General features: G+C 40.4%; 25 protein-coding genes and 2 rRNA genes. 1 reads left to right on the top strand and 26 read right to left on the bottom strand.

Annotated features, from left to right (window positions below):
• Window positions 1-157 precede the first annotated feature (157 nt).
• The 14 genes from NSQ41_RS00295 to metG all read right to left on the bottom strand — a co-directional run bounded on the left by NSQ41_RS00295 (window position 158) and on the right by metG (window position 13488).
• Window positions 158-1114 (bottom strand): ribose-phosphate diphosphokinase, encoded by a 957-nt coding sequence (locus NSQ41_RS00295; protein ID WP_063387580.1) that lies wholly within the window; start codon window positions 1112-1114, stop codon window positions 158-160.
• Between the two features lie 19 nt (window positions 1115-1133).
• Window positions 1134-2513 (bottom strand): bifunctional UDP-N-acetylglucosamine diphosphorylase/glucosamine-1-phosphate N-acetyltransferase GlmU, encoded by a 1380-nt coding sequence (gene glmU, locus NSQ41_RS00290; protein WP_066247215.1) that lies wholly within the window; start codon window positions 2511-2513, stop codon window positions 1134-1136.
• A gap of 662 nt (window positions 2514-3175) precedes the next feature.
• Window positions 3176-3469: a septation regulator SpoVG gene (gene spoVG, locus NSQ41_RS00285; protein WP_063387582.1), complete on the bottom strand. Its 294-nt coding sequence runs from the start codon at window positions 3467-3469 to the stop codon at window positions 3176-3178.
• Between the two features lie 160 nt (window positions 3470-3629).
• Window positions 3630-4004: a 2-iminobutanoate/2-iminopropanoate deaminase gene (gene ridA, locus NSQ41_RS00280; RefSeq protein WP_063387583.1), complete on the bottom strand. Its 375-nt coding sequence runs from the start codon at window positions 4002-4004 to the stop codon at window positions 3630-3632.
• A 35-nt stretch (window positions 4005-4039) separates the two neighbouring features.
• Window positions 4040-4861, bottom strand: coding sequence for a pur operon repressor (gene purR, locus NSQ41_RS00275; RefSeq protein WP_063387584.1), 822 nt, complete (start codon window positions 4859-4861; stop codon window positions 4040-4042).
• A 56-nt stretch (window positions 4862-4917) separates the two neighbouring features.
• Window positions 4918-5787, bottom strand: a complete 870-nt coding sequence (ispE, locus tag NSQ41_RS00270) for a 4-(cytidine 5'-diphospho)-2-C-methyl-D-erythritol kinase (RefSeq protein ID WP_063387585.1) — start codon at window positions 5785-5787, stop codon at window positions 4918-4920.
• 149 nt (window positions 5788-5936) lie between these two features.
• On the bottom strand, window positions 5937-6125 hold the full coding sequence (locus tag NSQ41_RS00265) for a small, acid-soluble spore protein, alpha/beta type (protein WP_063387586.1): 189 nt from the start codon (window positions 6123-6125) through the stop codon (window positions 5937-5939).
• A gap of 136 nt (window positions 6126-6261) precedes the next feature.
• Complete coding sequence (locus NSQ41_RS00260; RefSeq protein WP_063387587.1) at window positions 6262-6528, bottom strand: Veg family protein; 267 nt, start codon at window positions 6526-6528, stop codon at window positions 6262-6264.
• A gap of 187 nt (window positions 6529-6715) precedes the next feature.
• Window positions 6716-7612: a sporulation peptidase YabG gene (gene yabG / locus NSQ41_RS00255; RefSeq protein WP_063387588.1), complete on the bottom strand. Its 897-nt coding sequence runs from the start codon at window positions 7610-7612 to the stop codon at window positions 6716-6718.
• A 75-nt stretch (window positions 7613-7687) separates the two neighbouring features.
• Window positions 7688-8566, bottom strand: a complete 879-nt coding sequence (rsmA, locus tag NSQ41_RS00250) for a 16S rRNA (adenine(1518)-N(6)/adenine(1519)-N(6))-dimethyltransferase RsmA (protein WP_339210745.1) — start codon at window positions 8564-8566, stop codon at window positions 7688-7690.
• The gene (gene rnmV, locus NSQ41_RS00245; protein WP_186439261.1) at window positions 8520-9128 is read right to left on the bottom strand and encodes a ribonuclease M5; all 609 of its coding nucleotides are present in this window, start codon (window positions 9126-9128) and stop codon (window positions 8520-8522) included. The genes rsmA and rnmV overlap by 47 nt, the downstream gene beginning before the upstream one ends.
• Before the next feature lie 129 nt (window positions 9129-9257).
• Window positions 9258-10457, bottom strand: coding sequence for a G5 and 3D domain-containing protein (locus NSQ41_RS00240; RefSeq protein WP_232515628.1), 1200 nt, complete (start codon window positions 10455-10457; stop codon window positions 9258-9260).
• Window positions 10458-10680: 223 nt separating this feature from the next.
• Complete coding sequence (locus NSQ41_RS00235; protein ID WP_063387590.1) at window positions 10681-11448, bottom strand: TatD family hydrolase; 768 nt, start codon at window positions 11446-11448, stop codon at window positions 10681-10683.
• A 96-nt stretch (window positions 11449-11544) separates the two neighbouring features.
• Window positions 11545-13488: a methionine--tRNA ligase gene (metG, locus tag NSQ41_RS00230; RefSeq protein WP_339198203.1), complete on the bottom strand. Its 1944-nt coding sequence runs from the start codon at window positions 13486-13488 to the stop codon at window positions 11545-11547.
• Between the two features lie 315 nt (window positions 13489-13803).
• On the opposite strand from metG, the gene NSQ41_RS00225 reads away from it, so the two are divergent.
• Entirely contained in the window at window positions 13804-14088 is a 285-nt protein-coding gene (locus NSQ41_RS00225; RefSeq protein ID WP_063387592.1) for an AbrB/MazE/SpoVT family DNA-binding domain-containing protein, read from the top strand.
• 31 nt (window positions 14089-14119) lie between these two features.
• Here the strand turns inward: NSQ41_RS00225 and rsmI are convergent, their stop codons facing one another.
• The 12 genes from rsmI to NSQ41_RS00165 all read right to left on the bottom strand — a co-directional run bounded on the left by rsmI (window position 14120) and on the right by NSQ41_RS00165 (window position 24641).
• Complete coding sequence (rsmI, locus tag NSQ41_RS00220; protein WP_066247202.1) at window positions 14120-14995, bottom strand: 16S rRNA (cytidine(1402)-2'-O)-methyltransferase; 876 nt, start codon at window positions 14993-14995, stop codon at window positions 14120-14122.
• A 48-nt stretch (window positions 14996-15043) separates the two neighbouring features.
• Window positions 15044-15781 (bottom strand): tRNA1(Val) (adenine(37)-N6)-methyltransferase, encoded by a 738-nt coding sequence (locus NSQ41_RS00215; protein WP_066247199.1) that lies wholly within the window; start codon window positions 15779-15781, stop codon window positions 15044-15046.
• 72 nt (window positions 15782-15853) lie between these two features.
• A complete protein-coding gene (gene yabA / locus NSQ41_RS00210) occupies window positions 15854-16219 on the bottom strand; it encodes a DNA replication initiation control protein YabA (protein ID WP_063387595.1) in 366 nt (121 codons plus the stop codon).
• Window positions 16220-16232: 13 nt separating this feature from the next.
• On the bottom strand, window positions 16233-17060 hold the full coding sequence (locus NSQ41_RS00205; RefSeq protein WP_063387596.1) for a stage 0 sporulation family protein: 828 nt from the start codon (window positions 17058-17060) through the stop codon (window positions 16233-16235).
• 2 nt (window positions 17061-17062) lie between these two features.
• Window positions 17063-18055, bottom strand: coding sequence for a DNA polymerase III subunit delta' (gene holB, locus NSQ41_RS00200; protein WP_063387597.1), 993 nt, complete (start codon window positions 18053-18055; stop codon window positions 17063-17065).
• Window positions 18056-18071: 16 nt separating this feature from the next.
• A complete protein-coding gene (locus NSQ41_RS00195; RefSeq protein ID WP_063387598.1) occupies window positions 18072-18512 on the bottom strand; it encodes a YaaR family protein in 441 nt (146 codons plus the stop codon).
• A gap of 12 nt (window positions 18513-18524) precedes the next feature.
• The gene (locus NSQ41_RS00190) at window positions 18525-18854 is read right to left on the bottom strand and encodes a cyclic-di-AMP receptor (protein WP_063387599.1); all 330 of its coding nucleotides are present in this window, start codon (window positions 18852-18854) and stop codon (window positions 18525-18527) included.
• 109 nt (window positions 18855-18963) lie between these two features.
• Window positions 18964-19599 (bottom strand): dTMP kinase, encoded by a 636-nt coding sequence (gene tmk / locus NSQ41_RS00185; protein ID WP_063387600.1) that lies wholly within the window; start codon window positions 19597-19599, stop codon window positions 18964-18966.
• A 5-nt stretch (window positions 19600-19604) separates the two neighbouring features.
• Complete coding sequence (locus NSQ41_RS00180) at window positions 19605-21044, bottom strand: aminotransferase class I/II-fold pyridoxal phosphate-dependent enzyme (protein ID WP_339210742.1); 1440 nt, start codon at window positions 21042-21044, stop codon at window positions 19605-19607.
• An 81-nt stretch (window positions 21045-21125) separates the two neighbouring features.
• A complete protein-coding gene (locus tag NSQ41_RS00175) occupies window positions 21126-21329 on the bottom strand; it encodes a sigma factor G inhibitor Gin (RefSeq protein ID WP_063387602.1) in 204 nt (67 codons plus the stop codon).
• A gap of 124 nt (window positions 21330-21453) precedes the next feature.
• Window positions 21454-21569 (bottom strand): 5S ribosomal RNA (rrf, locus tag NSQ41_RS00170).
• A 139-nt stretch (window positions 21570-21708) separates the two neighbouring features.
• Window positions 21709-24641: ribosomal RNA gene (locus tag NSQ41_RS00165) — 23S ribosomal RNA — on the bottom strand.
• Window positions 24642-24743: the final 102 nt, after the last annotated feature.

Here is a 24743-nt window from a genome sequence, read left to right as displayed (position 1 = left end):
TAACTCAATTCGAAAAAAGCCTTCTTACTACTATTGGTTTCCCATCATCACAAAGTCTAAACATGCTAATGAAAGAAATAATCAACTCACAACTCGCAAAGAAGATCCCTATAATATTATAATCTGCTAAAATCGTTTAAAAGTCAAAGACAAAATATTAGTCAAAAAGCACGCTGACCGATTGTTTTTCATGAACACGGATGATCGCTTCACTTAGCAATGGAGCGACAGAAAGCTGAATCAGCTTTTCAATTTTTTTCTCTTCCGGCAAAGCGATTGAATTCGTTACGACTAACTCTTTAATCTTCGAGTTTTGAATTCGTTCTATCGCAGGTCCAGACAACACCGGATGTGTACAGCAGGCATAAACTTCCCTTGCCCCATGCTCTACTAGAGCATTTGCCGCAAGCGTAATCGTTCCTGCTGTATCGATGATATCATCAATTAAAATGGCTGTTTTGCCTTCGACATTCCCAACAATGTTCATAACTTCAACCATATTTGGCTTAGGACGGCGCTTATCGATTATGGCAATTGGCGCCTTCAGCCGATCTGCCATTTTTCGTGTTCTCGTCACACCGCCATGATCAGGAGAAACAATGACAATATCATCAAAGCGTTTTTCCAAGAAATAATCTGCTAAAATCGGCACTCCCATTAAGTGATCGATAGGAATGTCAAAGAAACCTTGGATTTGCGGAGCATGCAAATCAAGAGTAATCATCCTTGTCGCGCCTGCAGTTTCCAATAAATTCGCAACAAGCTTAGCAGTAATAGGTTCTCTTGCACGTGCTTTCCGATCCTGCCGCGCATAACCATAGTATGGCATAACAATATTAATGGTTTTGGCAGATGCACGTTTAAGCGCATCAATCATAATGAGCAATTCCATTAAATGCTCATTGACTGGATCACTTGTCGATTGGATCACGTATACATCGCAGCCGCGAATGCTTTCTTCAATATTAATTTGAATCTCCCCGTCACTAAATCTCGTAACCGAACTTTTTCCCAAATCGACTCCTACTATATCCGCGATCTCCCTGGCAAGGGCTGCGTTTGAGTTTAAAGAAAAGATTTTTAAATTTTCGTCTTTATAACGATTTTTTGTCATTGTAAAGGGACCCTCCAAATTACGATTTTTTACCATTCATTTTTTCGATGACGTATCTCTCTTTATTCACTTGACGAGCCCTTGCGATCGATAATGCGCTGCCAGGGACGTCATCTGTAATAGTTGATCCGGCTGCTACATATGCTCCTTCGCCAATCGTAACCGGCGCAATAAGGTTTGAATTACATCCAATAAAGGCTCCGTCTTCGATTTTCGTTAAATATTTATTTTTCCCGTCATAGTTAACTGTTATCGAACCGCAGCCAAGATTCACCCCATTCCCAACTTCTGCATCTCCAATATAGCTTAAATGGGATGCTTTCGATTCTTTTCCAATTTTAGATTTCTTGACTTCGACAAAATTCCCAATTTTTACTCCATCGTCAATAACGGAGGCTGGGCGAATGTGTGCGAACGGACCGATGTTAACCTGATTTCCGATCTGACTGTCATGAACAACAGAATGACGGATGTTCGTATTATGGCCAATTTGGCAATCTTTAATTTCGGAGTTGGGACCGATTTCACATTCCTCTCCGATGACCGTTTTACCGATAATGACTGTACCCGGATAAATGACAGTATCTTGTCCGATCTCTGCATCTGCTGATATATATGTATTATCAGGATCGACAATTGTAACTCCGTTTTTCATATGCTTTTGATTGATTCGCCTTTTCATAATAAGCTCCGCTTGCGAAAGCGCTATGCGGTCGTTTACCCCTAACGTTTCTTCAAAAGAATCTGTTTGAAACGCTGAAATGATTTCGCCTTTTTCCTTCAAAATCTCAATTACATCCGGCAAATAATATTCGCCTTGCGCATTGTCATTATTGACATGCTTTAAAGCTTCAAATAAGGAAGCGTTATCAAAGCAATAAGTTCCCGTATTAATTTCTGTCACAAGACGTTCACTTTCTGTAGCATCTTTATGCTCAACTATTTTTTCAACCAGCCCTTCTTCATTGCGGATCACTCGTCCATATCCAGTCGGATCATCCGCTTCTGCTGTCAGAATGGTGGCTTTTGCTTTCGTTTCCAGATGATGCTTTAACAATTTTTCAAACGTCTCGCTGGTGATCAGCGGCGTATCGCCACAAACAACAATTGTCGTTCCTTCTTTCCCCTCAAGATATTGAGCCGCCTGCAAAACAGCGTGAGCAGTTCCAAGCTGCTGCTCCTGCAAAACATACAATGTCTGTTCGCCGAGCTCTGATTTTACTTTTTCCGCACCATGACCGACGACGGTAATGATTTCGTCAACTTGAAGCTTGGAAACATTGTCTATCACATGCTGTACCATAGGTTTACCGCAAACAGGATGCAGCACTTTATAGAGCTTTGATTTCATTCTTGTTCCTTGCCCGGCTGCTAAGATGACTGCAAAACATTTCTCCATTTATAGGCCTCCAATACCCTTTTTATCCATAAAAATCTTATCTTAAATAATGTTCTATTTCAAGAAATCTTGTGTGATTCCGTAAATTTCCGTTTCACTCTATTTTTCTCGAAAAAGGTACAGAAATAGGATAGGAATTTTATTAAAAATCTACGAGGAAGCCCTAAATTTTATGCTTCTTCCCTCTTCTCTAAAGGCCGGTTTTGATACTTTGACGAAAAAACAAGAAGGAAAAGAACACCTGATTGGAGGCCTTAACACAAAAAAAATTCATTTCAGCAGAACAATATTGCCTAAAGTTTTTTTGATTTATTCGATTGCTTCCTTTCGATGAACCAGATTTTCTGACAGTGGCTGAACGTAGAAGGTTATACTTGGATGCATTGTTGTTCAACGAAGTTGATTTACGATTTACAGCTCTGCATTTCTTCGTTTTTTCAAATGCCGATGTATGAACATTAATTTTTGAAACAAATACCATTTCCTATACAACCATCAGACTTGATGATCAATAGCTGCATAACAATTGAGTATGTAAGAAAAACAAAGGAGGCCATCTATTCTTTTGCAAACGTTTACTAAATCGTATTAGTGAACAGATCCTTTAAAAAAGAAAGGGTCTTAAGCTGAATGCTTTAAGCCCCTTCTTTTACATCATATTTTTATGAAGCCCCTGCTTCTTCATATTCAAAATCTTCCGTCTCACCTAAACGGTGATATTCAGCTAGAACAGCGTCTTGAATTTTACCGCGAGTATTTGAATTAATAGGATGTGCAATGTCTCGAAACTCTCCATCCGGTGTACGTTTACTAGGCATTGCTACAAAAAGGCCGTTATTTCCGTCAATTACACGTATATCGTGGACGACAAATTCATTATCCAATGTTATGGACGCAATCGCTCTCATCCGACCTTCTGTATTGACGCGGCGCAATCTTACATCTGTCACTTCCATCCTGTTCACCACCTTTTTCTTCGCAAAAACTTTAGTAACCATAATTCAACAATTCAACGGATTTTTAAATTTTCCTTCTTTTCACACAAAAAATTTTTGGGAAAAATAAAAAAATAAAAAAGGATCCGATTCGCAAAACGGATCCTGAACAATCAACCTTTTATTTAACTAAAGCAATCACTTCAATTTCAACGAGGACATCTTTCGGAAGTCTTGCAACTTCCACACATGACCGAGCAGGCTTATGCGTTTGAAAATATTCCCCATATACTTCATTAAAAGCAGCGAAATCGTTCATATCTTTTAAAAATGCGGTTACTTTGACGACAGTTTCCAACGAAGCGCCTGCTTCTTCCAATACACCCTTTAAATTCGCGAAAACTTGGTGAGTCTGTTCTTTAATATCTCCTTGTACCAAGTTTCCTTCAGGGGTTAAAGGAATTTGTCCAGAGCTATAAAACATGTTATTCACAATAATTCCTTGAGAGTATGGTCCGATTGCAGCCGGAGCCTTTTTTGTTGAAACGACTTTCATTTTGAAACACTCCCTTACGATTCATTATTTTTATGCTAGAGGAAATCGAAATAATTTCCTTTACTAACTTGTATGGATCGTTCCTTTTCATTCATATCGGAAAGTTTTAAAATGGAAATATATTCATTTACAAGCCGTTCATCCACGCTTTCTGATTCCACAAGAACCCCAATTCCTGAAACGTTTGCGCCAAATTCAGACAGCATGCTGATCATGCCGTTGATCGTTCCTCCGGCCTTCATAAAGTCGTCAACAATTAACACATTCGATCCTTCTTTTAAGCTCCTCTTTGCAAGCGTCATAGTTTGGATTCTTTTCGAAGAGCCTGAAACATAATTAATGCTTACCATCGGCCCTTCTGTCACTTTATTGTCACGGCGAACGATGACAAAGGGAACATCCAAATAGCTGGCAACTGCATAAGCAATTGGGATTCCTTTCGTAGCTACAGTCATGACGACATCAATTGTACGATTCGCAAAAACCGAAGCAAATAAACGCCCGATTTGATTCATCATTTTTGGATTTCCCAGTAAATCTGTTAAATATAAATAACCTCCAGGTAAAAGCCGGCTGGGGTCTGAGACTTTCTCGCACAGTCTTTGAATAATTCCATTTGCTTCGTCCCTCGTCACCTTCGGAATAAATTTGACACCGCCAGCTGCGCCTGGGGTTGTGATTAAAGTTCCGATCCCTTGTTGCTCAAAGGTTTGCTTTATGATCACTAAATCCTCGCTAATGGAGGATTTAGCTGATTCGTACCGTTCAGAGAAAAAAGTTAATGGGATGAGCGCATGTGGATGATGAAGCAAATAGTGTGTCATATCGACAAGTCTCCCACTGCGTCTAAATTTCATAGACGAACCTCCAAATTCCGAATGTTTTTAAAGTAAATATAACTTAATATTCGCATTTAATCAAGGGCTATCCGATCCCCAAGCATTCTGACTGCATACACTTGATCGCAAAATCCCCTCAAGCCGTTATAAACACGATGAAGCCTCGACTCGTGTTGAACAAGTCCATATACTGTCGGTCCGCTTCCGCTCATTAAAACAGCATCAGCTCCAAAACGTTTCATTTGTTCTTTAATCAAAGCAACTTCCGGATACATCTTCATTGTGACCGACTCAAGGACATTTCCAAGCTTCGCACAGATTTCTTGATAATTTTGATCCTTTATCGCTTTGACCATTCCACTAACATCAGGATGCTCAATGTCATTTATCTTCAAATGTCGGTAAATTTCAGCAGTGGACACACCGATATCAGGCTTCGCCAATACGACCCAGCAATGCGGAGGAGGATCAATCAGCTCAATTTTTTCGCCTCTTCCGGTCGCCACAGCTGTGCCTCCGTAAACACAAAAAGAAACATCTGAACCAATTTCTGCTCCAAGTTTCGCAAGATCATCAAGGGAAAGATCCAAATTCCATAGTTTATTTAATCCCCTTAACGTTGCTGCTGCATCACTGCTCCCTCCTGCAAGGCCCGCAGCAACAGGGATGCACTTTGAAATCGTGATTGCCACACCCTTTTGAATCCCGAAACGGTCCTTTAAAAGCTGTGCCGCTTGGTAAGCTAAATTCCGATCATCATCTGGCACAAATCGATTATGCGATATGATACGTATTTTATTTTCATCAAGAAGCTTCAGCTCGATTCGATCAGCTAGATCTATGGTCGTCATGACCATATTCACTTCATGGTATCCGTCAGATCTTTTATGTAAAACATCTAAAGATAAATTAATTTTTGCCGGAGCTTTTTCCAATACTCGCAAATACATTCACCTACTTTTTCGTTCTGACAAAATGTATTCACATTGTACCATAAATAGGGATATAATAGCATAATTCGACAAAATCCGTCCATTGAAAACATAAAAAAATGCCGGCCCAAACTATGAGCCGGCCACCCGAATGTCTGCTTTTAAAAAGTTTTGCCGTTTTGCTTAGCCAATTGCTCTTCTGCAATCTCGATCGCCCGTTTTACCATGTTTCCGGCATCACGAGCCCGAATGGCTCCCCATCCTTCATTTTTGACCGTTTCATAAAAGCCCAATTCCTTAGCCAATTCATACTTAAAGCTTTCTGACATAATGCCTCGGCGTCTAGCCATTCTTTGACTCCCCCTTAAATAAAAACAGACATTCCCGCGGATTTTATCCGCTTACTGTTAGTTTCAAGCGAAAAGCTTGATTTATGCTTTTAAAAAAATGCCAGAGAAAAAAATAAAAGCAGCAAACAAATTTCGTTTACTGCCCGCCCATTGCAACATTGTTGTTTTCATCTATAAAAGTAATTTGGACTGTTTCCGTTAACACATCTGCATAGCTGTATGAAACGCGTTCAAAAGCATTTTCTTCCTGGTCAAGTTCAATCACAAAAACCGATGGATACGTCTCGGCTAAAACGCCTGAACGTTCAATTGTTTTTCTACGTCCGCCATTCGCTTTTAATGTTAATCGACGGCCTAGATTAGAATCGAGAGCTTGTTTAATATCGGATAACGTTTTTGCCATTGGAACCACCTCACAAAGTTCATTATACACAGAATCGACTAATAAGTCAAATAAATTTTTTATTATAACAGCCTTTAAACATCTGTGTCAACGTTTTCTTTTCAACAAAATTCTCTAATACTTGTCATAGTTTTCCCGTTTTTGCAAAAATTATATGGATTTATTCAAAAAAAAGCAGTCCAAACGTTTATTCGTTTTGACCTGCTTCCTCAATATATCGGTTAAATGGTAAACCTGACCGCATGACGCCCTTTGTTTCAATGCCTCCTAATCCTTTTTCCCGCGACAAGGTGTTTCGAAGTACATCCCAAACATTAATACGTTCTACAAAAGGAGTAAAGCTGATTTTAGAAACAATATACACAGGATCTAAAGCATGAATGTTCACTCTTGACGGTGAACTTGCAAAATTGGCCCCAGCTCTTATTAATGACTCAAAATGAGATTGGCATGCACCGGCAAAAATAATCAGCTGATCAAGCCCGGGAATTTTTTTCCGTGCCTTCCTGACCGTTTTAATAAAATCCTTCGAGTGTCGGTAAGCATTCAAATCCAATATTGTCCCTTTATGCTTCGAATAAGAATCATGTCCAGTAATGACTAGTATATCCGGCCGATATTTTTCTAAAAGCTCATCAATATGATCAGCCATTTCGTTTTCTTTTAAATGTATGCCGTGAACAGGAACACCAATTTTTTCGTATAAATTTAAGCATTTTTCCAAATAATTGGGGTCGCCATCTACATGTAATACTCTGCCTGGAATATGAAAACATTCATTTTGATATTCAAATTCGGACGAAGCGTAAAATTCTTGTTTTTCACGAGATAGATCATAATCTTGCTTCAGGAGATAAAGCGTATTTTCTATTTTTTCCCTTTCTTGTTTTTCACGTATTTTTTGTTCTTCTTTATTCATGATGACTAAGTCGTCATAAGGGGCATCAGCAATTAAACGGACGTCCTGTCCTGAAATAAGGGCAATCAGACGGCCAGTATGATCCTTTTTTATTTCTAAAATCCGAAAAAGCAAATCGCACTGATAAGACTTTCTGGCCACTATCATCCCCGGCTTTATTAGCATAATGTTCACTCCGAACGGGAATAGTTTTCTTTTCTTCTTTAACGTATGTCTTGCTTTTCAAAATGGTGATTTACCCTATTTAAATATTTCGTAAAGTCTGTCGCTCAATAAAGCAAATTCTTCAATGGTCAATGATTCCCCCCTGCGCTTTCCATCGATTCCTGCTGATGTCAAACATTCTTCAATTATGTTTTTATTCACCTTCCCATTGGGTAAGTTGTTGAGTAAATTGTTCAATAACGTTTTTCTTCTTTGAGCAAAACTTGCTTTTACTACTTGAAAGAAAAATGCTTCATTTTTGACATGAATAAGCGGTTCTGGACGCAAATCGAGGCGAATGACAGACGAATCCACGTTTGGCTGCGGAATGAATACTGTCTTCGGCACCGACATAACCGTTTTCGCTTCAGTGTAATATTGGACGGCAATGGATAATGAGCCGTAATCTTTTGTTGACGGTTTGGCTGTCATTCGTTCTGCTACCTCTTTTTGAAGCATGACGACGATCGCTTTTAGTGGCAAACGGTTTTCCAAAAGCTTCATAATGATCGGCGTGGTGATATAGTATGGCAAATTGGCGACTACCATGACTTCACGGCAATTGTTCAATTTTTTTTCAATGATTTCGTGGAGGTTTGCCTTTAATACATCTTGATAAATGATTTCGATATTTGAATATGGAGCTAAATTTTCTTCAAGAATCGGAAGCAGTCTGCCATCGATTTCAAAGGCAATAACTTTCTTAGCATTTTTTACTAATTGTTCTGTTAATGCGCCGATCCCTGGACCTATTTCGATGACTCCTGTTTCTTCTGTTACACCTGCACGCTCAATCATTCGATGCAATATGTTCGGTTCCACAATAAAGTTTTGCCCTAAGCTTTTTTTAAAAGAAAAGCTGTATTTTTCAAGAATTTGTTTCGTTCGGCTTAACGTTGCTATTTCTTTTTCCATCTGCCTCTTCCTCCTTTAAGATCGCCTCAATTGCCTCCAAAAACGCTTCTTTCGTAATATGAAACATTGCCAAGCGTTTCATTAGCTGTTTTCCGTTAGCATAGCCGATTTTTAGCCGCTCTCCAAGCTTTTCCCTCCGCTTTTTTGCCGTTGGACCGCCAATTAAACCATAAAAAATCAAATCTAACATGGAAATGCTGCTTTTCCATTCGTTCATTTCCTCTCTCACCGAACGCAGCGCTTTCCGAATAGATTCTGCGCTGGCATGTTCAACGCCAATTCCTCTCCCGTTTTTTGCTCTGGCTTCATTACGTGGCAAAAAGGCATGTTTGCATCCAGGAACATGTTCAGCTATTGTTTTGCGAATTTTTTCTCCCGGAGCGTCAGGATCAGTAAAAATAATAACTCCCCGCGTGTTTTGGGCAAGGCGTATTTGCTCAATAATCGATTGATTAATGGCAGAGCCGTTCGTTTCAATCGTATCGGCATCCACTGCTCTTTTTATTGCCAACGTATCATCTTTACCTTCAACGATAATAATTTCTTTTATTTTTTTTTTCATTTTTTCCTCCAAAACTTGAAACCTTTTTGTAATATTTGTCGTCAAATTGTATAAAAGGCTACTGATTTCCAATTATAACGTAAAAAAACAGAGGGTCGAAACCCTCTGTCAAAACAGCACTCGATAAAGTTAACGTAAAACCCTTATTTTGACCTTTTTTCGACCCCATTGATATGCTTGAGACTTATTTGGGAAAAATACGTCAATTTTATTTCCGGAAATTGCTGAACCAGTATCGGCGGCAACTGCATATCCGTATCCTTCAACATACACCTTTGATCCGAGCGGAATGACAGACGGATCAACTGCGATTACCTTTGCATTTGGATTTGAGCGCAAATTGTACCCCGTTGCTGTTGTGCCTGAACAGCCATTGCAGGATGCTGTATATGCAGTAGCCGTCACATAAAATTCTTTAGACTTGCTGCCAGTTCCTCTTGAAGCTAGTGCAGGCTGCGAAGAAGCTTTTGTCCCGACAACAACAATTTTATCTTTGCTTTCCTTCGTTGTTACAGTTTTTATAAGCTTACGGGAAATTTCTTTTCCATTTTCCAAAATGACTTCAAACTGTTTTTGGCGTGTTCCTTTTTCGCCTTCTTGAATCACTTTTTTCGTTCCTTCAGCTAAATTTTTATCTGTACGTTGAACGATTTTAAATACAATTGGTTCTTCCACTACATCGGTGACTTTTTCTACTCTGGTAATTTCTACATTTGTGTTTTTATTTAACACTGTTGTTAGCCCAGGCTTTACTTTATCCATTGGGTTCAATTTTACGTTATGTTCCTTTAAAAAGTCAGCGACAGTAGTCGAAGTAGACCAAATCTGTTGGTTTTTCCCACCAATATTTAAAGTGATAAGATGCGCTTTATTCACCTTTAGTTCCATGTTTTTTTCAATTTTTGCATCTAATGCTGGTAGAACTTCATCTTTTTCGGTAATGGAAATTTTTTGCTGCCTTAAAACATCTTCTACCGTATCAGCAGTTGTGAAAATCTTCCTTCGCTCATTGTCTACAATCAGCTGGACAGGTTTGGCATATTTTATCACTATATTCATGTTGTCTTGAATGTCCCGATGTTTCGCATGAGAAATATAATCATTAGCTTGTAATTTTATATCTAATTCTTTCAAAAGATCACTGACTTGGTCTGCATGGGTCCTTACTTCCTCTGTTTTCCCATCAATAGTGACTCTAACAGTATCTTTTGTTCCTTCATATCCCCCATACGTTGCTCCTGTGCCAATTAAACATACACCGACTGCAGAAAGGACATACTTTTTTCTCTTGGAAAGGTTGGATACCATATTTTTCATGTTTTCAATCACGAAAACGCCTCCTTCTCCTCCGTGAGATTATATAGAGTATTTTTAAACCTGTCAACCCTCCTGCACTTTTCTCGTTTTTTGTAACTATTATCTTGAAGTTTGAACAAAAAGTGAAGAAAGACTTCTCGACACGTTTATCCTATGAGGAAAAGAAGACGTGTAGAACTTTTTTGAATCATTCTTTTTTCAGACAAGCTTGAACAAGCTTCGACAGAAATCTTTATCATGAAATGCCGAATAATTTTTTTCCATTTCTGGTTGTAATTTTTGCTATTTCTTCAAAGGTGAGTCCTTTCAGCTCTGCAATTTTTTCTGCGATATATTTGACATAGCTTGGTTCATTCCGTTTGCCACGGAATGGATGAGGGGTTAAATAAGGACAATCGGTTTCAATTAATAATCGGTCCAATGGAATTTCCGCAGCTACTTCTTTTGGTTTTTTTGCATTTTTAAATGTAACAGGACCGCCGAACGAAATATAGAAATTCATGTCCATACATTGCTTGGCAACCTCTAAGCTTCCGGAAAAGCAATGCATGACTCCGCCTACTTCCTTCGCATTTTCCTCTTTTAATATTTGAACAATGTCTGCAGTTGCTTCTCTGTTATGAATAATGATCGGCAGCTGTACTTCCTTTGCTAATGCAATTTGCTTGCGAAACACTTCTTTTTGCACATCCTTAGGTGATTTATCCCAATGATAATCCAGGCCCATTTCACCTAGTGCGACAACTTTCGGATGGCTGGAAAGCTCTCTTAACCAATCTAAATCGTGATCCGTCATATCAATGGCATCAACCGGATGCCAGCCGACAGCTGCATATATAAAGTCATACCTTTCAGAAAGCTCTATAGCCTTTGGAATTGTTTCGCGGTCAAAGCCGACAACAACGATAGTTTCCACTTTTTCTTGAAGTGCCCGGTCAATTACTTCGTTTAAATCCTCCTCAAATTGCACCGCATTTAAATGTGCATGAGTATCAAACAGCATATTTTGACATCCTTTCCAATCATTTTTTCCCTTTTTCGATAAAAGGGAAAGAGGTGTTCCACGTGAAACACCCCAAAAAAACAATCTTCGACAAATTTATTTGATTTTCGTTCCATTCGGTAAATCTGAATCGACGGTAGCAAGCGACAAGGTTCCGTTTTCTTCCCCTGCCAAAATCATTCCTTGCGACAATTCTCCACGCAATTTTACCGGTTTTAAATTTATTGCACAAATAACTTTTTTGCCGATTAATTGTTCAGGCTGATAATATTTAGCAATTCCAGAAACAACTTGGCGTTTTTCAGATCCTAAATCCAACTGAAGTTTTAACAGCTTGTCTGCTTTTTCTACTCTCTCCGCTTGAATAACCTCCGCCACGCGTAAATCCACTTTCATAAAATCATCAATTGTAATTTCATTCTCATCATCTGCTGTTTCTTTTTTAGCCTCAGGTGCCGATCCTTTCATCTGCTCTTTTATATAGTTCACTTCCTGTTCGATATCTAAACGCGGAAACAGCGGCTCTCTTTTTTGCACCCGAACCTCTTCCAGCTGTCCAAACTTATGAATGGATTCCCAATTTTTCAAATGATCGTCCTCTACACCTATTTGCGCAAAAATTTTATCCGGTGTTTTTGTTAAAAATGGTTTTAATAAAACGGCTATATGTCGAAGCGACTCAGCCAAATGATACATGACGGATGCAAGCTGATTTCTTTTTGACTCGTCTTTTGCCAGTACCCAAGGCTCCGTCTCATCAATGTATTTATTTGTCCGGCCAATAAATTGCCATAGGGCTGTCAGCGCAACGGAAAACTCCATTTTATCCATGGCTTCTTCGTACTTTTTAACTGTTTCGGTTCTGAATGAGCGAAGAGCCTCATCGTAAGGGGTTTCATCCGCTTGTTCTTTTTTTACAATGCCGTCAAAATATTTATCGATCATGGCCACCGTTCGGTTTAGTAAGTTTCCTAAGTCATTAGCTAAATCATAGTTAATGCGCTCCACAAAGCCTTCAGGAGTAAATACTCCGTCCGCTCCAAACGGAACTTCACGCAGCAAATAATAGCGCAAAGCATCAAGCCCATAACGGTCAATCAATGTAACTGGATCCACAACATTTCCTTTTGATTTAGACATTTTTCCGTCCTTCATTAACAGCCATCCATGTCCAAACACTTTTTTAGGAAGAGGCAGATCAAGCGCCATGAGCATAATCGGCCAGTATATCGTGTGAAAGCGGACAATCTCTTTCCCTACTAAATGAACATCTGCAGGCCAATATTTTTTAAATTTTTCTTCATTCTCGGTTCCGTAGCCGAGCGCCGTAATATAGTTTGTCAATGCGTCAATCCAAACATAAATAACATGTTTTGGATTACCAGGAACTTTAATGCCCCAGTCAAAAGTCGTCCGGGATACCGCCAAATCTTCCAGCCCAGGCTTTATAAAGTTATTGATCATTTCGTTTTTTCTTGATTCCGGCTGAATAAACTCTGGATTTTCTTCATAAAATTGCAGAAGCCTGTCGACATATTTGCTCATTTTAAAGAAATAAGACTCTTCTTTTACCTTCTCAACAGGGCGGCCGCAATCAGGGCAATTTCCGTCCACTAGCTGTCTTTCTGTAAAAAACGATTCACAAGGCGTACAGTACCATCCTTCATACTCATCTAAATAAATATCTCCCTGCTTTACTAGACGGTCGAAAATTTTTTCTACTACCTTCTTATGTCGCTCTTCAGTCGTTCTTATAAAATCATCATAGGAAATATCTAATTTTTTCCATAATTCTTTAATCCCTGAAACAATATCATCAACATACTTTTTAGGAGATACTCCTTTTTCCTCCGCTTTTCGCTGGATTTTTTGCCCATGCTCGTCAGTTCCCGTTAAATACATGACATCATAACCGCGAAGGCGTTTATATCTCGACATGGCATCGCCGGCTACCGTTGTATACGCATGACCGATATGTAATTTATCGCTCGGATAGTAAATGGGCGTCGTTAAATAAAATGTTTTTTTTCTGTTTTCCACAATATTAATCCTCCTTTGCCACTACATTACAGAAAAGCTCTCGTCAGTTGGACGAGAGCGACAAAACCAAGCATTGATTACATATTCTATGATACCATCATAGCCTGTTTTATCAAGAAAATATACATAATCTTTCATCATCTTATAAGATTTACACAGTTATTTAAATTGAACAGTATTTCGAATCAAAAGGATTGACGTTTATTGGAAAAACTGTTATTCTATTAATTGACAATCGCAAATGTCGAATAATGGCGAAAAAGGGAGTATATAGGCGATAAATCTTTATTTTACAAATGGGAGGAGACAAATTTTATGAAATCTACTGGAATTGTTCGTAAAGTTGATGAGTTGGGACGCGTAGTTATTCCGATTGAATTGCGCAGAACATTAGGAATTGCTGAAAAAGATGCTTTAGAAATTTATGTGGATGACGACCGCATCATTTTGAAAAAATATAAACCTAGCATGACTTGTCAAGTAACTGGAGAAGTTTCTGATGATAACTTCCAGCTTGCAGGCGGAAAAATTGTTCTTAGCCGCGAAGGTGCAGAGCAAATTTTAAAAGAAATCCAAACCATTTTGGAATCTTCTAAATAAAAAGTTAAAAGTCCCTACTATTCAGGGACTTTTATTTCAAATGATACTCCTGATACACTTCCCGTTTTGGCAAATTTCGATCCAATGCGGCCAATTTGATCGCTTCTTTTGATGGATAGCCTTTTTCTATATAATGTTCAACATGTTCTTTAATCGTCCATTTACTCCACCATGTTTCTTTGTTATCATCGGGAGTATTTTCTTGACTGCCTTCAATGATTAAACAAAACTCCCCTTTGATTTCATGATTTTCCGCCCAATCTAATAGTTCATCAACTGTCCCCCTCACAAACTCCTCATACATTTTTGTTAACTCTCGAGCAACAGCTATTTTCCTATTGCCAAAAAATTCATGAATATCCTTTAACGTTTCAACGAGTCGATGAGGAGATTCATAAAGGATAATGGTTTCTTTCTTATTTTTTAATTGCTCCAATTGTTTTTTCTTTTCTTTTTTCTTGTGATGTAAAAATCCAAAAAAATAAAAAGGCTGAGGCGCAATTCCTGAAGCGATCAATGCCGTTAATGCAGCATTAGCCCCCGGAAGCGGTATAACCGGATAATGATGGTCTAAAACTAGCTGAACAAGCTCACTTCCTGGATCAGAAATGGTTGGCATGCCGGCATCGCTGACAAGTGCAACTTTTTTCCCCTCTTCAATCATTTTCATGATCTGTCTTCCACTCGAATTTTTATTATGTTCATGATAGCTGATGATGTTTGTATCAATATGATAATAATGACATAATTTTTTCGTTTGTCTCGTGTCCTCCGCTGCAATAACGTCACACTCTTTTAACACACGGATTGAACGGAACGTCATATCTTCTAAATTTCCGATCGGCGTCGGCACTAAATATAGTGCGCCCTTCTCTACATCTTCCGCATAGCTTTTTTGCTGCCACATCCCTATTCACCACCATAATGTATACATTCCGCTTTAGTCACATTTTATTTACCCGTACAATATTTTTTGAACTTCATCCGTATAATTGTTTTGATCATCGTAAACGATCAATGGGGGTAGAATTTTTAAATCAGGATTCCCATCTTTTATTCCTTCTACTAATAAAGTATTTGCTTCCTTTCCAAGCTTTGGATATACAAAGCGAATTCTTTTCGGTTCCACTCGATATTTTTTCATGAGTTCGATCATTTCTAAAAATCGTCCTGGACGATGGACAAAGGCAACTTTTCCCCCCGGCCTTACCAATTGGCTGCTTACACGTATAGCATCTTCAAGAGTGCATAATATTTCATGCCTTGCAATCGCAAAATATTCGTTTTTATTTAACTCTTCTTGTCCCGGCGTTTTGAAATAAGGGGGATTGCATGTTACAACATCGAACTTCCCATACCCAAGCTGTTTCGGCATGTCCAAAATGTCGCCGTGAATGATCTTTATTTGATGTTCAAGGTGATTATATTGGACAGATCTGACAGCCATATCAAACAGCCGCTTTTGTATTTCCACTCCTGTGATCGTTCCTTTTGTTCTTGTGCTTAATAAAAGTGGAATCACCCCGTTTCCTGTACAAAGGTCAATCAAATTCCCTTTTTGGATCGGGACATACACAAATTTTGCGAGAAGAACTGCATCGAGAGAAAATGCAAAAACTGAAGGACTTTGAATGATGCGCAAATCTTCCGCTAACAAATAATCCAGCCTTTCATCATCGTGCAAATATACCATGTAAATTTCCCTTTCTTGAGATTACTTACTCGTCCTAGTCATAAGAAAAGCCTCCTGAAAAGGAAGCTGCACTTACTTTTTATTTAAAAATGAGAGGCAGAACAGGCAATCTCCATCTTTCCTTACACTGCCATAATGCAGATTACAAATATGAAATCCTTCCTGATAAAGTCTTGCCAGGTTATCATACCCTTCGCCAATATCTATATGTCCAAGCTTTTTTTCCTTCTTCTTAGCGCTTTTCAATTCTTCTTGTTTCAAATTCATTTGATCAAAAGAAGACATTCGTTTGCGCAAGTGGTCGTTTTCCAATTTTAAATGTTGGTTTTCTTCAATTAATTCTCCTATATGCTGCTTTAATTCTCCTAATTGGCGGTACAAATAACCAATTTGTTCCTCCAGCAATGTCACAGCATCAAAAATTTCTTTTTTGTTCACTGGTTTTCCACCTCTAATCTGTGAACTCCATAGAAACAGCATCGTCTTGTATTAATTCTTCCCATGTGTATTCAACGACGCGATCGCGATTGATCAGTTCGACTTGCAGCACACGTTCTAAAATATTTAGTCCGACAACCTTTCCTGTTCCATTCGGAGTTTCTATAGTATCTCCAATATCCGGAAGTTGCTCTTTTGCTGTTTCATATTCATCATTCTCATATTTTAAACAGCACATTAATCTTCCGCATAACCCCGAAATCTTTGTAGGATTCAAAGACAAATTTTGATCTTTCGCCATCTTAATCGAAACAGGCTCAAAATCCCCTAAAAATGTGGAGCAGCATAGCATTCTTCCACAGGGGCCGATTCCGCCAAGCATTTTCGCTTCGTCTCGCACCCCGATTTGTCGAAGTTCAATTCTCGTTTTAAAAATAGAGGCCAAATCTTTTACAAGCTCGCGAAAATCAATACGCCCGTCAGCAGTAAAGTAAAAAATGACTTTGTTGCGGTCAAATGTATACTCTACATCGACAAGCTTCATCTCTAAACCGTGTTCTTCTACTTTTTTTAAACAAATATCCATCGCTTCTTTTGCTGCCCTGTTGTTTTCTTGGACAATCATCCGATCCTTTTCATCAGCTTTCCGAATGACTTTCTTTAATGGAAGCACAATATCATGCTCTTCCACTTGTTTTTTGCTGACTACTACTTTTCCATATTCAATCCCTCTGATTGTTTCAACAATGACATAATCATCAAGCTGTATATCAAAACCATTTGGATCAAAATAATAAATTTTTCCCGCCTTTTTAAAGCGAACTCCTACAACATCATACAAGCTTATCCCTCCTGCAATGTTAAAACCAAATCTTCCATAAGAAGCTGCGGATTAACATTGAAATTTAACCGTTTTTTTGCATTCAAAATGGAGACGATTTGGTGTAAAACAGTTCGTTGGCCAAGCTTTAGCCCTTGCTGTTTTAACATTGGCAATATATCTAAATAAACAACGTCATCTTCATTTCCGATTTGAATTGATAATAAATCTTTATATAAAAATAGGAGAAAATCCAGTCCCATTTCCATTTGCTCTTTATCTGCAAAAAAAGGCACCCAATGATTATGAATAAAAAGCAATGCATGGTCGGGACGGGAGTCCAATACTTCATATAATTTTATCACTTTGGTTCTTGCTTCCGCAAACCAATCGTCACGGCTAAGTGAAAATGCTTCTTCAATATTATTGGTAACTTGACTGACGAGGGCAGCTATATGACTTGGAGTTCCTTTTTTCTCAAGTTCCTGCTGAATCATTTTTGGGGGAATGGGTTGGAAGGTTAATATTTGGCATCTAGAAAGAATTGTCGGCAACACTCGATGAACTTGATTTGTTATTAATATTGCCATTGTTCCTTCCGTCGGTTCCTCCAAAAATTTCAATAAACTGTTGGCCGCATTGACAGTCATCTGGTCGCATCCAGATATGATATAAAGCTTCCGGTTCGATTCAACGCCCGTTTTTGCAAATTCCTTCTGCAATGCTTCTATTTGTTCTTTTTTGATTGATAAGCCATCAGGCTCTATAAAGTGAAGATCAGGATGATTTCCGCTCTCAACTCTCTTGCAGTTTGAACATTGTCCGCACGGTTTATAATTTTTCTCCAAATGCTCGCAAAAATAACTTTTTGCAGTTAAAAAAGCAGCATCCTTTTTTCCTGTGCCCTTTTTCCCTTGAAATAAATAGGCGTGGGCCAATCTATTTTTCTTAAAAGAATTTTGTATTATTTTCAATACTTTTGGCTGAAGTTTTTCGAGTTCTTCCCATGTTTTCATTTATTGTACCACTCACTTACGTATATAAATTCACGATCAGCCCTTTTATTTCCCCTATTTTCCCTAAAATGTTTACGGCATCTTTTTCTTTATTTAAAATTTCTTCGGTCAATTCCACCAGCTTTTGGTCAATTTGGGAAACGATTTTTAAATTCCGTCTGTTCCCATAAAAATCCCAGCTCTTTGATTCTTTGACACCCATTCCGAATTCAATCGTTTCACGAATAAGCCGCTTTACTAATCTTTTAAACTTAGACAAATCATGCATATTTCTCGATTTACTTAGACGTTCTCCGGCTTCCTCCAGTTCATTTAAAAGCTGTTTCCATTGTTCTTCATGGAGCTTGGATTCATGCTTTTCAACCATTTGAGAAAATATTTTAGATCTGTTTTGTGTTCCGTTCTGTTCAATTGTTTGTTTAGGCAGTATTGTTCTTAAATCTTCATTAACTTTCATTTGCTCTCACCTTTAAAATTGATGAAATTGTTCAACTGGAAGGACAAAAACAGTTGCACCGCCAACCTCAATTTCAAGCGGATAGGGAACGTAAGAGTCGGTATTCCCGCCTATCGGTGAAACTGGAGCAACAAGCTGTTGGCGAGATTGGCAGTTCGTTTTAATGATATCGAGCGCTTTTTGCACACGAATGTCTTCTGTTCCAATAATAAAAGTAGTGTTGCCGGACTTTAAAAATCCCCCGGTGCTTGCAAGCTTTGTCACACGAAAGTTATGTTCCGTCAGGGCTTTTAATAAGCGGTTGCTATCTTGATCCTGGACAACAGCCATAATCAATTTCATACGGAAAAGCCTCCTTATTAATAAAAACGGAAAAGCAGGACATCTTGCCAGGACATTTTGCAGCGAATATCAATTTTTCTTCATTATATCAAGCTTGAGAACGATATGACTACAATGTTTCCTTCCAAAATAAGTCCAATGCACTCTCCGCTTCAAAAAAAACTTTTTCTAAAGGCTGATCTGCATTGATCACTTTTATTCTATTCGGAAACATTTCAATGATTTTCTTGTATCCTTCATAAACCTTTTGATGGAAATCCAATTTTTCCAAGTCAAGTCGATTGATTTCTCGATTTTGATTGCTAGTTATTCTTGCTAATCCTTTTTCCGGCAAAATATCAAAAAACAGCGTAAGATTGGGCATCATGCCGGTTATTGCAAATTGATTTATTTCAAGCACCTCTTGAATCCCGAGACCTCTTGCATACCCTTGATAGGCTAAAGAACTGTCAACGAATCGATCGCAAAGTACAATTTTTCCTTTATGAAGAGCGGGAATTACTTTTTCGACTAAATGCTGTCTTCTCGCGGCAGCATAAAGAAGCGCCTCGGTCCTTGCATCCATCTCTGTATGTTCTTTATGAAGAATAATTTCCCGAATTTTCTCGCTGATGACAATACCGCCTGGCTCGCGCGTCACGACAACGTCTTTTCCTTCTTTTTCTAACTTTTTTTCAAGCTTTTTAATAATTGTCGTTTTCCCCGCTCCTTCAGGTCCTTCAAACGTAATAAAAATTCCTTTCATTAAGATCACCTTTTCCTGAAAATAGAAATAAGGCCTTCTGCTAATTTCTTTCCTCCTTGAAAATTAGCACGCAGCTCCATTAACCTTTTCAACGCTTCAATTTGATTTTTTGTAATTTTTTCTCCTCTCATCAAAAGCGGTATTCCCGGCGGATAAGGAATAATCATTTCAGCAGAGATCTCTCCTATCGCTTCTTCTAATGATACAAATGTTTTTGTACTGTTTTCCATTGCCTCGTAAGAAATAGATAGCTGGCTGATTTCGTCTATTTGTACTTCCTTCTGAAGACCCCATTCCATCTTGCTTGTTTGGGTATTTTTTAATATGTCATTGACTTTCGAAAAGTGTCCAGTATCTTGAAACTCTTTAGCAAACGGAAGCACAAACAAAACATTTAGAGGATCGGCAAGCTCAGGATAAATACGTGCTTTTTCAAAAAGCTCCATTAAATCATAACCTGACATGGCATTTTGTGAACGAATTGTCAGCTTTAAAGGATCAACAGCCACAAAAGGATCCTTCGAAGACACTATATCGATATAGTCAAGCTGTTGAAAGATCTCCACATATTTATTTAAAGTTTGATTCAATTCCTCTTCCTTCGTTAACATATCCTCGACATACGCTCTTGCTAAATCAAGTGAGGCCATAATCAAATAAGACGGACTGCTTGTTTGCAGCATATGTATATAATGGCTAATTTTTTCCTCATTCACCAATTTGCTGTTTACATGCAAAAATGCTCCCATTGTCATAGCAGGCAATGTTTTATGGGCAGATTGTACGACAACATCTGCACCAACCGAAACAGCTGATTTCGGAAACGAAGAACTTGCGATCAAATGAGCCCCATGAGCTTCATCGACTAATACCGGAACACGGCGGGAATGAGCAAATTGAATAAGTTCATTTAATTTTGTATATGTTAAACCGTAATAGGTAGGGCTTGTCAAAATGATCGCTTTTACTTGAGGATATTTTTGAAAAGCTTTCTTTACCGTTTCAACTGGTACATAAGAAGGCACTTGAAAACCTTCATCGAACTTGGGAGATAAAAAAACAGGCTTTGCACCGGCCAGCTCTAATCCATGCATCACTGATTTATGACTATTTCGTTGAACGAATACGACATCCCCCTTTTGGCAATTAGCAAGAATCATTGCCAAGTTTCCGACCGTTGAACCATTCACTAAAAAATATGTTGACGATACTCCATATAATTCTGCTGCAAGCTGCTGCGCCTCTTTAATGATCCCTTCTGGCGCATATAAATCATCTAAATTAGCAATCTCAGTCAAATCCAGCTGAAGCGTTTGGCGAAAATGCGGAAACTGATTTGGATCATAAAGAATCCCGTTTTTATGACCAGGTACATGAAACGAAAGAGGATTTAACTGACAATGTTGAATTAAAGCATTATACAACGGAGTACGAATTTTTCCCATCTGCTTTCATCGCCCTTTTCTATTTGCTGCATAATTTCATTATAACAAAAAGAAAAACTTGACCATCTGTTTATAGCCAAGTTAAGAATAAATTTTGGAAGCTGCCGCTTTTTTTAATTGTTCAACAAAATATTGATATTTCCGGTCACTCGTATCAGTCTGCACCATGTCCTTTTCACAATCTGTGCAAATAAAACTTGAATATAAATGAATGCCTTTCTCTTTTTGCTTATCACAGATCACACACGTTTCCCCAATTATTTCACTCTGTTGACTGTAAGTCATTCCTTCTCCACCTCCACCTTCATTATGTCCAAAATAAATATAATCTATGCAATTTTTGGAATTTTTTATTTATTTTCATATAAAAAAAGAGCAGCATCGATCGCCGCTCTTTTTCTTTCAATTTGCCTGGCAGCGTCCTACTCTCGCAAGGGACAAACCCTCACTACCATCGGCGCTGAAGAGCTTAACTTCCGTGTTCGGGATGGGAACGGGTGTGACCTCTTCGCCATTGCCACCAAGCAAATTATTGTATTCATTTGTTCCATTCAATTCGATGGACAACTACTATTATAACTTTTTGATCGCAGTTGTCAACACTTTTTTGAATATCATTCTTTCAAAACTAGATAACGGTTCCTTCACGAATAGATGCTCTTACTTGGTTAAGTCCTCGATCGATTAGTATCCGTCAGCTCCACGTGTCACCACGCTTCCACCTCGGACCTATCTACCTCGTCATCTTCAAGGGATCTTACTCGCTTATCGCGATGGGAAATCTCATCTTGAGGGGGGCTTCACGCTTAGATGCTTTCAGCGCTTATCCCTTCCGCACATAGCTACCCAGCGATGCCCCTGGCGGGACAACTGGTACACCAGCGGTGCGTCCATCCCGGTCCTCTCGTACTAAGGACAGCTCCTCTCAAATTTCCTGCGCCCGCGACGGATAGGGACCGAACTGTCTCACGACGTTCTGAACCCAGCTCGCGTACCGCTTTAATGGGCGAACAGCCCAACCCTTGGGACCGACTACAGCCCCAGGATGCGATGAGCCGACATCGAGGTGCCAAACCTCCCCGTCGATGTGGACTCTTGGGGGAGATCAGCCTGTTATCCCCGGGGTAGCTTTTATCCGTTGAGCGATGGCCCTTCCATGCGGAACCACCGGATCACTAAGCCCGACTTTCGTCCCTGCTCGACTTGTAGGTCTCGCAGTCAAGCTCCCTTCTGCCTTTGCACTCTCCGAATGATTTCCAACCATTCTGAGGGAACCTTTGGGCGCCTCCGTTACCTTTTAGGAGGCGACCGCCCCAGTCAAACTGCCCACCTGACACTGTCTCCCGCCCCGATCAGGGGCGCGGGTTAGAATGTCAGTACAGCCAGGGTAGTATCCCACCGTCGCCTCAGCGCAAGCTGGCGCTCACGCGTCTCTGGCTCCTACCTATCCTGTACAAGCTGTACCCACATTCAATATCAGGCTGCAGTAAAGCTCCACGGGGTCTTTCCGTCCTGTCGCGGGTAACCTGCATCTTCACAGGTACTATAATTTCACCGAGTCTCTCGTTGAGACAGTGCCCAGATCGTTACGCCTTTCGTGCGGGTCGGAACTTACCCGACAAGGAATTTCGCTACCTTAGGACCGTTATAGTTACGGCCGCCGTTTACTGGGGCTTCGGTTCGCACCTTCAGCTACAGCTTAAGCGCTCCCCTTAACCTTCCAGCACCGGGCAGGCGTCAGCCCCTATACTTCACCTTACGGTTTCGCAGAGACCTGTGTTTTTGCTAAACAGTCGCCTGGGCCTTTTCACTGCGGCTCATCATGGCTTATCACCTTGATGAGCACCCCTTCTCCCGAAGTTACGGGGTCATTTTGCCGAGTTCCTTAACGAGAGTTCTCTCGCTCACCTTAGGATTCTCTCCTCGCCTACCTGTGTCGGTTTGCGGTACGGGCACCTCTCACCTCGCTAGAGGCTTTTCTTGGCAGTGTGGAATCGGGAACTTCGGTACTTCCTTTCCCTCGCCATCACAGCTCAAGCACACGGCAAGCGGATTTGCCTGCTTGCCAGCCTAACTGCTTGGACGCGCACATCCAGCCGCGCGCTTACCCTATCCTCCTGCGTCCCCCCATTGCTCAAACGGTGAGGAGGTGGTACAGGAATATCAACCTGTTGTCCATCACCTACGCCTTTCGGCCTCGGCTTAGGTCCCGACTAACCCTGAGCGGACGAGCCTTCCTCAGGAAACCTTAGGCTTTCGGCGGAGGGGATTCTCACCCCTCTTTCGCTACTCATACCGGCATTCTCACTTCTAAGCGCTCCACCGGTCCTTCCGGTCCGGCTTCGATGCCCTTAGAACGCTCTCCTACCGCTGACACCAACGGTGTCAACCCGCAGCTTCGGTGATACGTTTAGCCCCGGTACATTTTCGGCGCAGAGCCACTCGACCAGTGAGCTATTACGCACTCTTTAAATGGTGGCTGCTTCTAAGCCAACATCCTGGTTGTCTAAGCAGCTCCACATCCTTTTCCACTTAACGTATACTTTGGGACCTTAGCTGGCGGTCTGGGCTGTTTCCCTTTTGACCACGGATCTTATCACTCGCAGTCTGACTCCCAAGGATAAGTCATTGGCATTCGGAGTTTGACTGAATTCGGTAACCCGATGGGGGCCCCTCGTCCAATCAGTGCTCTACCTCCAAGACTCTTCCCTTGAGGCTAGCCCTAAAGCTATTTCGGAGAGAACCAGCTATCTCCAAGTTCGATTGGCATTTCACCCCTACCCACACCTCATCCCCGCACTTTTCAACGTGCGTGGGTTCGGGCCTCCAGCAAGTGTTACCTTGCCTTCACCCTGGACATGGGTAGATCACCTGGTTTCGGGTCTGCGACCTCGTACTATTTCGCCCTCTTCAGACTCGCTTTCGCTGCGGCTCCGCCTTTCGGCTTAACCTTGCACGAAATCGCAACTCGCCGGTTCATTCTACAAAAGGCACGCCATCACCCGTTAACGGGCTCTGACTACTTGTAGGCACACGGTTTCAGGTTCTCTTTCACTCCCCTCCCGGGGTGCTTTTCACCTTTCCCTCACGGTACTGGTTCACTATCGGTCACTAGGGAGTATTTAGCCTTGGGAGATGGTCCTCCCTGCTTCCGACGGGATTTCACGTGTCCCGCCGTACTCAGGATCCACTCGGGAGGGAACGGAGTTTCGACTACAGGGTTGTTACCTTCTCTGACGGGCCTTTCCAGACCTCTTCGTCTACCCCGTTCCTTTGTCACTCCTTAATCGAGTGTCCTACAACCCCAAGAGGCACGCCTCTTGGTTTGGGCTGTTCCCGTTTCGCTCGCCGCTACTCAGGGAATCGCTGTTGCTTTCTCTTCCTCCGGGTACTTAGATGTTTCAGTTCCCCGGGTTGCCCTCCATACCCTATGGATTCAGGTATGGATACTGCCCCATTACGGGCAGTGGGTTCCCCCATTCGGACATCTCCGGATCGACGCTTACTTACAGCTCCCCGAAGCATTTCGGTGTTTGTCCCGTCCTTCATCGGCTCCTAGTGCCAAGGCATCCACCGTGCGCCCTTTCTAACTTAACCGTTTCTTCCTAACATGAGCGATCTATTCGTGAATGTCTTTCCGTTATCCAGTTTTCAAAGAACAATCAAGAAGGATATGATCCTTCAAAACTAAACAAAACG

This window comes from Aeribacillus sp. FSL K6-8210 (assembly GCF_037963925.1).
In the GTDB taxonomy this organism is placed as follows: Bacteria; Bacillota; Bacilli; order Bacillales; family Aeribacillaceae; genus Aeribacillus; species Aeribacillus composti.
Note: the sequence above shows the minus strand (reverse complement) of the source record. Positions and strands in the feature narration are given on the sequence as shown.

Excerpts from the sequence above, each read along its gene's own strand:
- NSQ41_RS00295 (WP_063387580.1), bottom strand. The coding sequence starts at position 1,114 with ATGACAAAAAATCGTTATAAAGACGAAAATTTAAAAATCTTTTCTTTA.
- glmU (WP_066247215.1), bottom strand. The coding sequence starts at position 2,513 with ATGGAGAAATGTTTTGCAGTCATCTTAGCAGCCGGGCAAGGAACAAGA.
- spoVG (WP_063387582.1), bottom strand. The coding sequence starts at position 3,469 with ATGGAAGTGACAGATGTAAGATTGCGCCGCGTCAATACAGAAGGTCGG.
- ridA (WP_063387583.1), bottom strand. The coding sequence starts at position 4,004 with ATGAAAGTCGTTTCAACAAAAAAGGCTCCGGCTGCAATCGGACCATAC.
- purR (WP_063387584.1), bottom strand. The coding sequence starts at position 4,861 with ATGAAATTTAGACGCAGTGGGAGACTTGTCGATATGACACACTATTTG.
- NSQ41_RS00265 (WP_063387586.1), bottom strand. The coding sequence starts at position 6,125 with ATGGCTAGACGCCGAGGCATTATGTCAGAAAGCTTTAAGTATGAATTG.
- NSQ41_RS00260 (WP_063387587.1), bottom strand. The coding sequence starts at position 6,528 with ATGGCAAAAACGTTATCCGATATTAAACAAGCTCTCGATTCTAATCTA.
- yabG (WP_063387588.1), bottom strand. The coding sequence starts at position 7,612 with ATGCTAATAAAGCCGGGGATGATAGTGGCCAGAAAGTCTTATCAGTGC.
- rsmA (WP_339210745.1), bottom strand. The coding sequence starts at position 8,566 with ATGGAAAAAGAAATAGCAACGTTAAGCCGAACGAAACAAATTCTTGAA.
- rnmV (WP_186439261.1), bottom strand. The coding sequence starts at position 9,128 with ATGAAAAAAAAAATAAAAGAAATTATTATCGTTGAAGGTAAAGATGAT.
- NSQ41_RS00235 (WP_063387590.1), bottom strand. The coding sequence starts at position 11,448 with ATGCTGTTTGATACTCATGCACATTTAAATGCGGTGCAATTTGAGGAG.
- NSQ41_RS00225 (WP_063387592.1), top strand. The coding sequence starts at position 13,804 with ATGAAATCTACTGGAATTGTTCGTAAAGTTGATGAGTTGGGACGCGTA.
- rsmI (WP_066247202.1), bottom strand. The coding sequence starts at position 14,995 with ATGTGGCAGCAAAAAAGCTATGCGGAAGATGTAGAGAAGGGCGCACTA.
- NSQ41_RS00215 (WP_066247199.1), bottom strand. The coding sequence starts at position 15,781 with ATGGTATATTTGCACGATGATGAAAGGCTGGATTATTTGTTAGCGGAA.
- holB (WP_063387597.1), bottom strand. The coding sequence starts at position 18,055 with ATGAAAACATGGGAAGAACTCGAAAAACTTCAGCCAAAAGTATTGAAA.
- NSQ41_RS00195 (WP_063387598.1), bottom strand. The coding sequence starts at position 18,512 with ATGAAAGTTAATGAAGATTTAAGAACAATACTGCCTAAACAAACAATT.
- NSQ41_RS00190 (WP_063387599.1), bottom strand. The coding sequence starts at position 18,854 with ATGAAATTGATTATGGCTGTTGTCCAGGATCAAGATAGCAACCGCTTA.
- tmk (WP_063387600.1), bottom strand. The coding sequence starts at position 19,599 with ATGAAAGGAATTTTTATTACGTTTGAAGGACCTGAAGGAGCGGGGAAA.
- NSQ41_RS00180 (WP_339210742.1), bottom strand. The coding sequence starts at position 21,044 with ATGGGAAAAATTCGTACTCCGTTGTATAATGCTTTAATTCAACATTGT.
- NSQ41_RS00175 (WP_063387602.1), bottom strand. The coding sequence starts at position 21,329 with ATGACTTACAGTCAACAGAGTGAAATAATTGGGGAAACGTGTGTGATC.